A 13,521-nucleotide genomic window follows, 5' to 3' on the forward strand; every position below is an offset into this window, starting at 1 on the left:
GGCCGGTGATCCGGCTTCGGGGCGGGGGCGAGGCCAGGGAGGAGGCGCGGGTGCGGGCGCGGGAGGGGTGGGACCCCGAGGTGTACCGGTTTCGCGGGGTGGTGGAGGGGGTGTTTGGGGGGATGAAGACGCGGCTGGGTGGGGGGNACCTTTGGGAGCGGAAGCCTTGGACGGCCATGGCGCGGGCGCTTTTGGAGCTCATCGCCTACGGCCTTAGGGTTCTTCTCTCCCTTCTCCCGCCCCCTCCGGGGTACAAGGCAATTTACTAGGCAAGCCCCCCGGTGCTTGACAAGGCCCGGGTGAGGCTTTTATGATAGCGGCGGACGCAAGGTAGAAGCCGTTTGTAGAGCTTGGTCTTGCGTCCCGGAAGGCACCTTTTGGGGAGGAAACGCGGAAACTCGCCCAAAAGGACGCTTCCGAAACCCTAAAGGGGGTGTAAGGAAGTATGAAGAAAAGGCTAGTGATGCTACTGGCAGGGCTTTTGACCGTCCTCTCCATGGGGTTCGGTCTGGCCCAATTCTCCGACGTGCCCGCCGGGCACTGGGCCAAGGAGGCGGTGGAGGCCCTGGCGGCCAAGGGGCTTGTCATTGGCTTCCCCGATGGCACCTTCCGGGGCAACGAGAACCTCACCCGCTACCAGGCGGCCCTCATCATCTACCGCCTCCTGCAGCAGATCGAGAAGGAGCTCAAGGCCCAAGGCACCTCCCCCACCATGGAGGCCCTTTCCGCTGAGGAGCTGGAGACTCTGAAGAACGCGGTCCAGGAGCTGGCTGCGGAGCTGGCCGCCCTGGGCGTGCGGGTCTCGGCCCTTGAGGACAGCGCCGCCACCAAGGAGGACATCGCCCGCCTCGAGGCCCTGATCGCCGAGCTAAAGGCCCAGCCGGCCCCCGAGCCCGGCATGGACGCCGCTGCCCTGCAGGACCTAGCCGACCGGGTGGAGGCCGCCTCCATCGCCGCGGACACCGCCTTGGCCCAGGCCCAGCAGCTGGCCGAGCAGCTTGATGCCCTGGCCCAGGACGTGGAGGGCGTGAAGGGTGACCTGGCGGCTCTTTCCACCCAGGTGGAGGCCAGCGCCCAGGCCATCCAGGCCCTGAACGAGCTGGCCGTCCTCCTCAACCAGGACGTCCTCACCCTGCAGGATCGGGCCACCGCCCTGGAGAAGGGGCTGGCCGACCTCAAGGCCCAGCTTGGGTCCATTGACTTTGAGGAGTTCGCCACCCGCGAGGACGTGGCCGCGGTGCAGGAGTTCGTGGCCGCCCTGCGCTCCGACCTGGTGAACCTCTCCGAGAAGGTGGCCAGGCTGGAGGGCACCGTGGGCACCCTTTCCGGCAAGGTGGCCACCCTGGAGCGGAACGCCTTCACCATCAGCGGTAGCTTAAGGTTGCGCTACGATGCACGTGATGCGGTGGCAGGTGGCTTCGCTGGCTATGACTACGACCGTTTGATTACCGGCACCATTCTCTCCACTGCGGATGTAGATGGAGACGGCCAGGTGGTGGATGACGCTGATGCCGCCATCAACAGCACCTCTGGTTCCACCTCTGCTCTCCTCAACCTGACCATTCAGACGGGTAAGCTGGATGCCAGGTCCTCTGGGGGGGCCAACACCTACCCCGGTCTCTTCCAGTTCAGTATCCGCCTGGGCACGCCTACCACCGGGCCTATTGGTCAGAACAACCCCAACCCCTACAACGGTGCGGGTACCACTCTTTACAACCTTGGCCTTGCGGTGGACTCTGTGAAGACCACCCTGGAGATTGCTCAGGGGCAGACACTATCCTTCGTCTTCGGTCAGTCGGTGAACACCAAGTTCACCGAGTACGTGATGGACAACGAGAAGAACAGCCTCGGCCATGGCTTCGTGGCCACCCTGAAGGGCCTGCCCCTGGGTGGCACCCTCACAGCGGCTTACGGGGAGAAGGATCCCACTACGCTCAACTTTGACTACTTCAAGGCCATACGCCTCTCCCTGGCGCCCATCCAGGGCTTCTCCATCGGGGCTTCCTACGCCCAGCACGATGTGGCCTTTGCTGAGGTGGCGGGTGTGGACGCCTCTGTGGACCTGGGCTTTGCCAAGTTGTCCGGGGAATACTTCCGCTACGGGGCTAACATTCTGTCCTCCTACCAGGAGGGTGCCTACCTGAGGGGTGAGGCTGGCCCCATCAAGTTCAGCGCCCGGGGCTTCGATGCCGGTGCCAGCAATCCCGCCGGCCTCAGCCTGGATGCGGACAACCCCTTCCGGGACAACCAACGCGGCTTCACCGCGGAGGCGGGCCTGCCCGTTCTGGGCCTGAACCTGGGCCTCCTCTACAACGTCCAGATGGACACCACCTTCGGCACCCCCAGCGCCAGCGCTTTCCGTGCCACCCTGGGCCTCGGCCTGCCTGCCGGCTTCAACCTGAGCGCCCGGGCCACCCTGGCCAGCAACACTGCAGGTGAGTGGTTCCCCACCACCTACAACTTCGCTGGGGTTCCTGGCCCTTCCGGCCTTACCGACTACGCTAGCGCCATCGTGGCCACCCTGAGCCACGACGGCAAGGCCAAGGGTGCCCTCATCCAGGGCCTGAACCTCACCGCCAGCTACACCAACCGCACCCTTTTGAACGCTACCCAGACGGATGCTTTGGCGGTTTTCGGCGACTTCGGCGGCCTAGCCCTTGGGCCCCTCAGCGTGGACAAGGTGGTCTTCCGCTACAACGACAGCAACCTCCAGAACGCTGCTGCGGGCCAGACCCTGAAGGGCGGCATCCGGGGCGGCCTTAGCCTGGCGGGCCTCCCCTTGAACCCCAGCCTTACCGGTGAGGTGGCCTACCGCGAGACCCAGGCCACGGGCACCGAGCTGAAGTACGGCTTCGGGGTGAAGTTCGGCCAGTTCCTCTTTGACAAGAGCGTCCTCGAGGTCAAGGCGGCCCAGTACACCACCACGGGTACCTTGGGTGTCAAGCCCTCCGCCAACGATACGGATAGCGCCTTTGACCCCAGCGTGGACCGCCTTTACGCCAACCCTGGCACTGCGCCTGCGGGCACCCTCTCCGGCGTCTACGTCACCTGGACTTACTGGGACCTGGCCTTCACCTACGGCTTCTTCAAAGACCAGGACCTGGGCAATCTCTTCACCGATCTCTTCAACCGTACTGCCACCGGCAACTTTGGCAGCGTCTTCCGCATCCAGTACACGGTGAACTTCTAAGGCCTAGCGTCCCCGGCCCCCGCCCTTCGGGGCGGGGGTTTCTTTTAGGCCCCGGCCTTTTCCCCTAAACTGGTAAGGATGACCTTCCGCTACCGGGGTCCCACCCCCAAGGGGGACCAGCCCCGGGCCACCCGGGAGCTGGTGGAGGCCCTGAGGGAGGGGGAGCGCTTCATCACGCTCCTTGGGGCCACGGGCACGGGGAAGACCGTAACCATGGCCAAGGTGATAGAGGCCATGGGCCGGCCGGCCCTGGTCCTGGCCCCCAACAAAATCCTGGCCGCCCAGCTGGCCGCGGAGTTTCGGGAGCTCTTCCCGGAAAACGCCGTGGAGTACTTCATCAGCTACTACGACTACTACCAGCCCGAGGCCTACGTGCCGGGCCGCGACCTCTACATTGAGAAGGACGCCAGCATCAACCCCGAGATTGAGCGCCTCAGGCACTCCACCACCCGCAGCCTCCTCACCCGGCGGGACGTGATCGTGGTGGCCTCGGTCTCGGCCATCTACGGCCTGGGGGACCCCAGGGAGTACCGGGCGCGCAACCTGGTGGTGGAACGGGGGGCCACCTACCCCCGGGAGGCCCTTCTGGAGAGGCTTCTGGAGCTGGGCTACGAGCGCAATGAGATAGACCTGGCCCCGGGCCGCTTCCGGGCCCGGGGGGAGGTGCTGGAGGTCTTCCCCGCCTACGAGACCGAGCCCCTGCGGGTGGAGCTCTTCGGGGACGAGGTGGAGCGCATCTTCCAGGTGCACCCCATCACGGGGGAGCGCCTAAGGGAGCTTCCCGGCTTCGTCCTCTTCCCTGCCACCCACTACCTCTCCCCGGAGGGCCTCGAGGCCATCCTGGAGGAGATCCGCAAGGAGCTGGAGGAGCGGGTGCGCTACTTTGAGGAAAGGGGCGAGGTGCTCTACGCCCAGCGCCTCAAGGAGCGCACCCTTTACGACCTGGAGATGCTTAGGGTCATGGGTACCTGCCCGGGGGTGGAGAACTACGCCCGCTACTTCACCGGCAAGGCCCCGGGGGAGCCCCCCTACACCCTCCTGGACTACTTTCCGGAGGACTTCCTGGTCTTCCTGGACGAGTCCCACGTGACCGTGCCCCAGCTCCAGGGGATGTACCGGGGGGACTACGTGCGCAAGAAGACCCTGGTGGACTACGGCTTCCGCCTGCCTTCGGCCCTGGACAACCGCCCCCTTCGCTTTGAGGAGTTCTTGGAGCGGGTTTCCCAGGTGGTCTTCGTGAGCGCCACCCCGGGGCCCTTTGAGCTGGCCCACTCGGGGCGCGTAGTGGAGCAGATCATCCGCCCCACGGGCCTCCTGGACCCCCTGGTGCGGGTGAAGCCCACGGAGAACCAGATCCTGGACCTCATGGAGGGCATCCGCGAGCGGGCCAGCCGGGGGGAGCGCACCCTGGTCACGGTGCTCACCGTACGCATGGCCGAGGAGCTCACCAGCTTTTTGGTGGAGCACGGCATCCGGGCCCGCTACCTGCATCACGAGCTGGACGCCTTTGAGCGCCAGGCCCTGGTGCGGGACCTGCGCCTGGGCCACTACGACTGCCTGGTGGGCATCAACCTCCTGCGGGAGGGCCTGGACCTGCCCGAGGTCTCCCTGGTGGCCATCCTGGACGCCGACAAGACGGGGTTTTTGCGGAGCGAGCGGAGCCTCATCCAGACCATCGGCCGGGCGGCGCGCAACGCCCGGGGGGAGGTGTGGCTCTACGCCGACCAGGTCTCCGAGGCCATGGAGAGGGCCATCCAGGAGACCAACCGCCGCCGGGCGTTGCAGGAGGCTTACAACCGGGAGCACGGCATCGTCCCGGAGACGGTGCGCAAGGAGGTGCGCCCCGTGATCCGTCCCGAGGCCCTCGAGGCCCCCGCGGAGGACCTGGACGCCCTGGCCAAGGAGGACCTAAAGGAACGCATCGCCGAGCTGGAGCTTCTCATGTGGCAGGCGGCGGAGGCTTTGGACTTTGAGCGGGCGGCCAAGCTCCGGGACGAGCTCAGGGCCCTGGAGGCCCACCTCCAGGGGCTGAAGGTCTCCGAACCGGTGCCGGGGAACCGGCGCAGGCGCCGGCGGCGCTAGGCCAGGAGGAGGACGAGGTTTTCCAGGTAGAGGGCCACCCGCTCCAGGAGCTTCTGGGCCAAAGGAGCCTCCAGGCCCGAGGCGGCCAGGATGCCTTCGGGGGAGAGAAAAAGGCTGGGGCGGCCGGTGTGGAGCTCCTCCTCGCCGAAGAAGCAGAGGAGCCCTTCTCCCTCCTCCCCCTCCTCCTGGCGGAAGAGGGCCAGGAAGCTGGACGCCGGCCGCAGGCCCCGCACCCCATCCCCTTCCACCCGGCCCAAGAGGGGCCTTAGAGGAATTTCAAGCTCCGCCAGGGCCCTTTCGGCCGCCTTGAGGAGGAAAGGAAGCGGGGTCTCGGGCACCCCGTGGAGCCGGTGGAAGGCCGCCAGGGCCTGCCCCAAGGCTTCCATGCCCACCGTGCGCCGATAGACCCGAAGGGCCTTTGCGGCCACCTGGGGGGCGGGAGAAGCCACCAGGCCGGATGCGGGGGCTAGGGGGGCTTCCGGGACAGGAGGAGGACTGGCCTCCAGCTCCGCCAGAACCTCCTCCAGGGGCTCCTCCAGCAGGTCGGCCGGGGTTTCCTCCAGGAAAAAGGCCTCCTCGAGCGCCTCCTCCGGGGCCGCTTCCGGGAGGGCGGCCTCTTCGGCCAGGAGGGCCTCCAGCTCCTCCTCCAGGGGGCTGGGGGCGGGCTTGGGGGGAGCCTCCTCCCAGGCTTCGGCTGGAAGTGGGGGTTCTTCGGCCAAGAGGGGGGCCTCTTCCAGGTCCAGCTCCAGGTCCTCCAGGAGGGCGGGCTCCAGGTCCAGGGCTTCCTCCGCCACCTCCTCCACCTCCAGGGTAGGGGCCTTGGGGGGTTCGGGGAGGAGGTCGGCCAGGTCCACCCCCTCGCGCCCCAGGGCCTCCTGGGCCCGCCTCAGGTCGGCCTCCGGCACTTGGGGGGGCGGTTCCTCGGGCATGGGGGGCAGGTCCACCTCCCCCGCCATCACCTTGGCCAGGAAGGCCAGGATGTCCCGCTCCACAATGGTTCCATCGGGGCCTGTGCCCTGGAGCCGGCGCCAGTCTATGCCGTTTTCCTCCGCAAGCCGGCGGGCCAGGGGCGTGATCCTCGGTTCTTCCATCTTAGCCCTATGATAGCAGGGTGGAGGAACGCTTCGCGACGCTCCTTGCGGATTACTGCCTCGAGGCCCAGCCGGGGGAGGTGGTCCTGGTGGAGGCGGAAACCCCCGCCCTGCCCCTCCTCCCGCCCCTGAAGCGCACCCTCCTGGCCCGGGGGGCTTACCCCCTCTTCCGCCTCAGCTACCCCGGGGAGGGGCGGGACTTCCTCCGCCATGGGGGGCGGTGGCTGGAGGAGATCCCCCAGGCCGAACGGGCGCTTTACGAGAAGGCGGACAAGTTCCTGCGCATCCTCTCCGCGGAAAACCCCCTGGAGGCCTCTTCCCTGGACCCGGCCCTGGCGGTGCGCCACAGCCAGGCCTGGCGTCCCTTGGCCGAGCTCCGCCTCAGGAAGCGCTGGGCCCTCACCCTCTACCCCACGGTGGGCTACGCCGTGGGGGCGGGGATGGGCACGGAGGAGTTCCGCGCCTATCTGGAGCGGGCCCTCTTCCTGGACCGCCCCGACCCCGTGGCCGCCTGGCAGGCCCTTTCCCGCTTCCAGGAGGCCCTGGTGGGACGGCTTTCCCAGGGTAAAGCGCTCCGCATCCGGGCCCCAGGTACCGACCTCCGCCTTTCCGTGGCGGGAAGGACCTGGGTGAACTCCGACGGGCGGCGCAACATGCCCTCGGGGGAGGTCTTCACCGGGCCCCTGGAGGACTCGGCCCAGGGGGAGGTGCGCTTCAACCTGCCCGCCTTCGTGGGGGGGAGGCGGGTGGAGGGGGTCTACCTGCGCTTCCAGGAAGGGCAGGTGGTGGAGGCCAGGGCCGAGGTGGGGGCGGACTACCTGGAGGCCGCCCTATCCACCGACGAGGGGGCCAGGCGGCTCGGCGAGGTGGGCATCGGCACCAACTTCGGCCTTGACCGCCCCACCGGCCTCATCCTCCTGGACGAGAAGATGGGGGGCACGGTCCACCTGGCCCTGGGCCGGAGCTACCCCGAGACCGGGGGGAGGAACGAAAGCGCCCTGCACCTGGACCTGGTGCTTTCCCTCAAGGAGGGGGAGCTTCTCCTGGACGGGGAGCCCCTTCTGGTGGCCGGGCGCTTCGTGGGCCTTCCCGTGCCCCACCCCTGGGAGGCCTAGAGGTCCTTGCGCTCAAAGACCAAGGCCGCCAGGAAGGCGAAGCCCAGGGTGTAGATGAAAAGGAGGGGAAGCCCCAGGCCCGCGGCCTCCGGCCGCAGGTGGAGGTCCAAATAGGTGGTGAGGAGGAAGGGGGTGAGGGCGGGGAAGGCCACCAGGAGGCGCATGAGGAGCAGGGTGGCCACCGCGGCCAGGGCGCTGGCGGTGGTGGAGAGGAAGACCGTGGCGTAGAGGAGGGCCAGGGCCACCAGGGGCAGGAGCACGGCCCCTGCCAGAAGGTGGGCCCGGAGGAGCTCGGCCAGGGCCTGAGGAGGGAGGAGAAGCCCCACCCCGGCGAACCCCCCTGCCCCCACCCCCGTGCCCCCGTAGAAGGGGCCCAGGCCGTGGGGCAGGCCGGCCAGGAGCCCCCCCAGGAAGCTCACCGCCAGGAGGACGAAGGGGTAGAGGAAGAGGGCCAGGAGCTTGGCCAGGAGGAGGAGGCTCCGGGGGAGGGGGCGGAGGAGGAGGCTTTTGAGGGTGCCCTGGGCCACCTCGCTTCCCAGGGCCTCACTGGCGGCCATGACCACCAGGAAGGGGAAGAGGAACTCCATGCCCGCCAGGAGGCTCAAGGCCACCACCTGCCAGCCCGAGGCCAGGACCAGGCCGTAGACCTCCTTGAGCCCGGGGGCCAACGCCCAGAGGAAGGGCAGGAGGAAGGCGGCCAGCAGGCCAAGCTGCACGGAACGGAGGCGAAAGAGCTTATAGACCTCAAAGGCGAAGAGCCTAAGCATGTTTCACCCGCTCCTGGTAGTAGGCCATCAGGTCAAAGCGCTGGGGGTGGAGGGCCCGCACCCGGTAGCCCTCCTGCAGAAGGGCCCTTAGGGCCGCCTCGGGGTCTCCCTCAAAGACCAGGGCCCTTCCCTGTAGCCGCGCGGAGCGCACCTGGGGCAGGGTTTTGAGGAGGGCCAGGGCGCCCTCCGGGGGATCGGCCTCGAGGCGGTAGGCCTCCTTCCCCGAGAGGGCCACCTCGTCCAAAAGCCGCCCGCCCCCCAGGATCCCCACCTTGTGGGCGTACTGGGCCACCTCCTGCAGGTGGTGGGTGGAGAGGAGGACCGCCACCCCTTCCTGGGCCAGCTCCCGCAGGAGGCCGTGGACCAGGGCCACCCCCTCGGGGTCCAGGCCGCTGGTGGGCTCGTCCAGCACCAGGACCTTGGGCCGGGGCAGGATGGCTGCCGCCAGGCCCAGGCGTTGTCGCTGGCCCAGGGAGTAGCTTCCCACCTTCTGGTCGGCCACCGCCAGAAGCCGCAACCGGGCCAGGACCTCCCCCAGCCGGCCCTCCTCCCGCACCCCCGCCAGGTGGGCGTGCATCCTGAGGTTCTCCCGGCCGGTGAGGTAGGGGTAGAAGGCCGCGGGGGCCTCCACCACCGCCCCCAGGTGGCGCCGGGCCCCGGGGTTTTTGTGCACGTCTTCCCCCAGGACCAGGGCGCGGCCTGCCGTGGGGAAGGCCAGGCCGGTCACCAGGCGGATCAGGGTGGTCTTGCCCGAGCCGTTGGGGCCCGCCAGGGCGTAGACCTCCCCCGGGCGCACGGCCAGGCTCACCCCCTCGAGGATGGGCTTACGGCCGTACCGCTTGCCGATGCCCTCTAGCCTCAGGGCTTCCATGGGTGCTATACTACCCAAGCCCCCGGTCCAGCGCGGCGGTCCGGGCGTGAACCGGGTCAGGTCCGGAAGGAAGCAGCCCTAAGCGCCACGGGTCGGGTGCCGCTGGGTAGCCGGGGGCGGTTTATCCACAGGGTTATCCACAGGCCTCAAACGCCTTGGGCAAAACAAACTCGCGAAGAAACCCCCTTCAGAAAGCCTCTTTCCCGCCCTCCCCCCTCCGGGGCGCCAGGCGCACCACCCCCTTTTCCACAAGGGCCGCCACCTCCTCCGGGGAAAAGCCCGCTTCTCGCAAGAGGGCCTCGCTATGTTCCCCCAGAAGGGGCGGGGGAAGGGAGGGGGCCGCCGGGGTCCGGGAGAGGAAGCGCAAGGGGTTGGCCAGGGTGGGCAGGGGGCCCAGGAGGGGGTGGTCCAGGGTCCACACCGCGCCCCGGGCCTCCGCCTGGGGGTCCTGGAAGGCCTCCCTTAGGTCGTTCACCGGGGCTGCGGGTACCCCGGCGGCCCGCAGGCGTTCCAGCCAGTGGGCCCGGGGCTTCGTCTTCAGCCGCTCTGATACCGCCTCCACCACCTCCTGGCGGTGCTCCACCCGCTGGGCGTTTTGGGGGAAGCGCTCCTGCAACTCGGGTAGCCCCAGCACCCCGCACAGGCGGGCAAACTGCTCGTCGTTGCCCACGGCCAGCACCAGCCACCCGTCCGCGGCGGGGAAGGCTCCGTAGGGGACGATCTGGGCGTGGGCGTTTCCCAGCCGCCCCGGGGCTTTCCCCGTGAGGAGGTAGCTTTCCCCCAGGTTGGCCAGGGCGAAGAGGCCCACGTCAAAGAGGGAGAGGTCTATGTGCTGGCCAAGGCCGCTTTTCTCCCGTTCCCAAAGGGCGGAGAGCACCGCCACCGCCCCCATCATGCCCGTCATCACGTCGATCCAGGCCACCCCCACCTTCATGGGGGGGCCCTGGGGCTCCCCGGTCACGGACATGATGCCGGTGTAGCCCTGCAGGGCGGCGTCGTAACCGGGCTCGGAGGCCCTGGGCCCCGTGTGGCCGAAGCCGGTGATGGAGAGGTAGACCAAACGGGGGTTGAGCTCCTTTAGACTGGCGTAGTCCAGGCCGTAGCGCCGGAGGTCTCCCGTCTTGAAGTTTTCCACCAGGACGTCCGCCTGGGCGGCAAGCCGGCGCACCACCTCCTGGCCCTCCCTGGCCTTCAGGTCCAGGGCCAGGCTTCGCTTGCCCCGGTTCACCGCCAGGAAGTAGGCGCTTTCCCCCTGGACGAAGGGGGGGCCCCACCCCCGGGTCTCGTCCCCCCAGGGGGGCTCCACCTTGATGACCTCGGCCCCCAGGTCGGCCAGGATCAGGGTGCAGAGGGGGCCAGCCAGGACGCGGGAGAGGTCCAGAACCCGGATGCCAGCCAGGGGCCTCATGGGGGCATCTTACGCCAGGGACAGGGGTGGGGGCTTGAGGAAGCGGGGGACATTTTACCCTTGAGGGGGGTTTGGCTGGGGGTATATTGTCCTCTCCAGGGGTCGTATGAAGGCACTGCGCCTAATCGTGGGGGTGGCAGGTCTGGGCTTCCTGCTGGGCATGGGAGGGTATGCCTTTTACCAGGGCAAGGGATGGTCCTACCTGAGCGACCGCCCAGAGGCCTGTGTCAACTGCCATGTCATGCGGGAGGAGTACGAGTCCTGGCAACACTCCAGCCATCGTAACTGGGCTAGTTGCAATGACTGCCACATGCCCCACACCTTCCTGGGCAAGTGGGCTACCAAGGCGGTCAGCGGCTTGCGCCACAGCGTGGCTTTCACCACGGGGCGCTTCCCCGAGCCCATCGTGGCCACGCCCGGCAACCGCGCCATCGCCCTGGAAAACTGCGTGGCCTGTCACCGCCCGGTGGTGGAGGCCATGCTCCTGAGGCCCGGGGTGTACGGCCCCGAGGACCTGAACTGCACCGCCTGCCACGGCAACGTGGGGCACAGGGGGCTGAAGTGAGGTGAGGCTATGAAGGGAAGCGGATGGTTGCGGATAATAGGCGTTCTGGCAGTCTTCGTGCTCCTGGGTGTGGGGGTGGGATATGTGCTGGCCACCATCGTGAAACGCCAGGCGGAGGCCAAGCAGTACCCCTTGAAGCTGGTGGAGATCGGGGAGCTGGAGGTGGATCCGGCAGTCTGGGGAAAGAATTTCCCCTTGCACTACGACCGCTTTTTGCGCACCCAGGAGGACTACGGGCGTACCGCCTACGGCGGCAGCACCCGGTACGACAAGCTGGAGGCCAAGCCTTTTCTGAAGATCGCTTGGGCCAACATGCCCTTTTCCGTAGACTACAAGGAAGACCGCGGGCACCACTACGCTCAGCTGGACCAGTTCCACACCAAGCGCACCACGGAGTTCAAGCAGCCAGGGGCCTGCCTGAACTGCCACTCGGGGGAGTTCGTCAAGCTGGTGGCGGAGATGGGCTGGGACGAGCTCAACCGCACCCCCTACAACCAATTCCGTGAGCGTTTAGCGGCGGGAGGGCATCTTGGGGTGACCTGCGCCGACTGCCACGACCCCAAGACCATGGCCCTGCGCATCACCCGGCCCGCCTTGGAAAACGCCCTTAAACTCCAGGGCAAGGACTGGCGGCAGGCCTCGAGGCAGGAGATGCGTTCTCTGGTCTGCGCCCAGTGCCATGTAGAGTACTACTTCCTGGGAGAGGGCAAGACCCTCACCTTCCCCTGGTCTAAAGGGCTCACGGTGGAGGCCATAGAGGCCCACTACGATACCTATGGCTTCAAGGACTGGAACCACGCCCTCACCGGGGCTCCCATGATCAAGATCCAGCACCCCGAGTACGAGCTCTTCACCACCAGCGTTCACTACAAGGCCGGGGTGGCCTGCGCTGACTGCCACATGCCCTATATGCGGGTGGGTGGGATGAAAATCAGCGACCACTGGATCCGCAGCCCCCTTACCAACATCGCCCAGAGCTGCCAGACCTGCCACCGGGTGCCGGAGGCGGAGCTTCTGGAGCGGGTGAAGTCCATCCAGGATCGCACCAAGGAGCTCCTCACCACCACGGAAAAGGCCTTGGAGGCGGCTATCACCACCTTGCAGAAAGCAAAGGAAGCTGGGGTCCCTGAGGCCAAGCTGGAAGAGGCCCGCAGGCTCCATCGTGCGGCCCAGCTCCGCTGGGACTTCATAGACGCCGAAAACAGCATGGGCTTCCACAGCCCACAGGAGGCGGCCCGCATCCTGGCCCATGCCGTGGACCTGGCCCGGCAGGCCCAGCTGGCCGCCGAGCGGGCTTTGCGGGAAAAGTAAAACTGGGATCACCTCCTCTGGCCCGCCCCGGAAGGGGCGGGCTTTTGTATAGTGGAGGCCGTGGTCCGGCTCCTGAAGCACCTCCTGGTCTTGGCCGCCCTCCTCTTCGTGGCCCTACCCTTCCTTTGGATGGCCTACGCCGCCTTCATGCCCAAGGAGGCGGTCTATTCTGGGGAGATTTTTTCTAAGCTGGGCTTCAGCCTGGAGAACGTGCGGGGCTTGGCCAAGGAGGGCTTCTGGGAGCGGCTTTTCTTCTCCTTAGGCCTTTCCTCCGGGGTGGTGGCCCTTCAGCTCCTCACGGCCCTTTTGGCCGCCTATGCCCTGAGGGTGGGGCTGGGCTTCCTTCCCTTTTACCTGGTGCTCATGGCCGTGCCCGCCGAGCTTTTGCTGGTGCCCCTTTACGGCATCCTCAAGGGGCTTTCCCTTCTGGACACCGCCTTGGCCCTGGTCCTGCCCTTTGCCGCCAGCCCCTTCGTCATCTACCTGGTCTACGGGGCCATGCGGGGGGTGCCCGAGGAGCTTTTGGAGGCGGCCCGGCTGGACGGGGCCGGGCACCGGGTGGTGCTTTTCCGCGTCCTCCTTCCCCTGGTGCGGCCCACCCTGGTGGCCGCGGGGGTTTTGGCCTTTGCCGCTCACTGGAACCTGGTCCTCTACCCCCGGGTGGTGGTCTCGGACCCTAGGCTTTGGACCCTGCAGACCTGGCTCACGGACCTCCAGCGCAAGTACCCCACGGACTGGGGCCTGCTTTCCGCGGCGGCCCTCCTTTCCATCCTGCCCATCGCCCTCCTCTACCTCCTCTTTGAGCGAAGGGTGGTGGCCACCTTTGAGGAGGGGCTTAAGGGCTAAAATGGTTTAAGAGGACCCCCCTTTCGGATATTCAATGCATACCCCCTTGACAAGCCAAAGGAAAAGGGGGCGCTTGGTGAGCTGTGGAAGAACACCAGACGCCCCCTTCCATCCTACCCCTGTCCCTGGAGGAACTGGTCCCCCTGCTCCAGGCATGGCTCCAAGCCCGCTTGCCAGAAGGGGAGAGAAAACCCGGCAGGCCCAGGACCTTCTCCGACCTCAGCCTCTTTCTCTTCCACCTGGTCCGCGCCCTCCTGGGCTTCTCCAGCGAACGC

Annotated in this window: 10 protein-coding genes, 1 other RNA gene and 2 pseudogenes; 9 read left to right on the plus strand and 4 right to left on the minus strand. The window is 67.4% G+C overall.

Going from position 1 to position 13,521, the window contains the following annotated elements:
- The 3 genes and pseudogenes from B128_RS12115 to uvrB all read left to right on the plus strand — a co-directional run.
- Nucleotides 1-269: pseudogene (locus B128_RS12115) on the plus strand (hypothetical protein); the annotation flags it as partial.
- Nucleotides 270-445: 176 nt separating this feature from the next.
- Complete coding sequence (locus B128_RS0100895; RefSeq protein ID WP_026174910.1) at nt 446-3,190, plus strand: S-layer homology domain-containing protein; 2,745 nt, start codon at nt 446-448, stop codon at nt 3,188-3,190.
- Between the two features lie 78 nt (nt 3,191-3,268).
- Nucleotides 3,269-5,272, plus strand: a complete 2,004-nt coding sequence (uvrB, locus tag B128_RS0100900) for an excinuclease ABC subunit UvrB (protein WP_018110419.1) — start codon at nt 3,269-3,271, stop codon at nt 5,270-5,272.
- Here the strand turns inward: uvrB and B128_RS0100905 are convergent.
- The gene (locus B128_RS0100905; protein ID WP_018110420.1) at nt 5,269-6,363 is read right to left on the minus strand and encodes an E3 binding domain-containing protein; all 1,095 of its coding nucleotides are present in this window, start codon (nt 6,361-6,363) and stop codon (nt 5,269-5,271) included. The genes uvrB and B128_RS0100905 overlap by 4 nt on opposite strands.
- 20 nt (nt 6,364-6,383) lie before the next feature.
- On the opposite strand from B128_RS0100905, the gene B128_RS0100910 reads away from it, so the two are divergent.
- Nucleotides 6,384-7,478 carry an aminopeptidase gene (locus B128_RS0100910; RefSeq protein WP_018110421.1) on the plus strand — a complete coding sequence of 365 codons (1,095 nt, stop codon included), beginning with the start codon at nt 6,384-6,386 and terminating at the stop codon, nt 7,476-7,478.
- On the opposite strand, the gene B128_RS0100915 is transcribed toward B128_RS0100910, so the two are convergent.
- Together B128_RS0100915 and B128_RS0100920 are read right to left on the minus strand one after the other, a co-directional pair.
- Nucleotides 7,475-8,245, minus strand: a complete 771-nt coding sequence (locus B128_RS0100915; protein ID WP_018110422.1) for an ABC transporter permease — start codon at nt 8,243-8,245, stop codon at nt 7,475-7,477. The genes B128_RS0100910 and B128_RS0100915 overlap by 4 nt on opposite strands.
- Entirely contained in the window at nt 8,238-9,116 is an 879-nt protein-coding gene (locus tag B128_RS0100920) for an ABC transporter ATP-binding protein (RefSeq protein ID WP_018110423.1), read from the minus strand. Before B128_RS0100920 ends, B128_RS0100915 begins: the two co-directional genes overlap by 8 nt.
- Nucleotides 9,117-9,135: 19 nt before the next feature.
- Between B128_RS0100920 and ffs the strand changes: the two genes are divergently transcribed.
- Nucleotides 9,136-9,230: signal recognition particle sRNA small type (gene ffs, locus B128_RS12535), an RNA gene on the plus strand.
- 73 nt (nt 9,231-9,303) lie between these two features.
- Here ffs and B128_RS0100925 read toward each other — a convergent pair.
- A complete protein-coding gene (locus B128_RS0100925; RefSeq protein ID WP_018110424.1) occupies nt 9,304-10,524 on the minus strand; it encodes a CaiB/BaiF CoA transferase family protein in 1,221 nt (406 codons plus the stop codon).
- 106 nt (nt 10,525-10,630) lie between these two features.
- Here B128_RS0100925 and nrfH point away from each other — a divergent pair, with 106 nt between their 5' ends.
- The 4 genes and pseudogenes from nrfH to B128_RS12120 form a co-directional block, all read left to right on the plus strand.
- Nucleotides 10,631-11,089 carry a cytochrome c nitrite reductase small subunit gene (gene nrfH / locus B128_RS0100930; protein ID WP_018110425.1) on the plus strand — a complete coding sequence of 153 codons (459 nt, stop codon included), beginning with the start codon at nt 10,631-10,633 and terminating at the stop codon, nt 11,087-11,089.
- Nucleotides 11,090-11,098: 9 nt separating this feature from the next.
- Complete coding sequence (locus B128_RS0100935; RefSeq protein ID WP_026174911.1) at nt 11,099-12,400, plus strand: ammonia-forming cytochrome c nitrite reductase subunit c552; 1,302 nt, start codon at nt 11,099-11,101, stop codon at nt 12,398-12,400.
- Nucleotides 12,401-12,460: 60 nt separating this feature from the next.
- Nucleotides 12,461-13,246, plus strand: coding sequence for a carbohydrate ABC transporter permease (locus tag B128_RS0100940; protein WP_026174912.1), 786 nt, complete (start codon nt 12,461-12,463; stop codon nt 13,244-13,246).
- 83 nt (nt 13,247-13,329) lie between these two features.
- A pseudogene (locus tag B128_RS12120) lies at nt 13,330-13,521 on the plus strand (hypothetical protein); the annotation flags it as partial.

It is taken from the genome of Thermus igniterrae ATCC 700962, assembly GCF_000376265.1.
Taxonomy (GTDB): Bacteria; Deinococcota; Deinococci; order Deinococcales; family Thermaceae; genus Thermus; species Thermus igniterrae.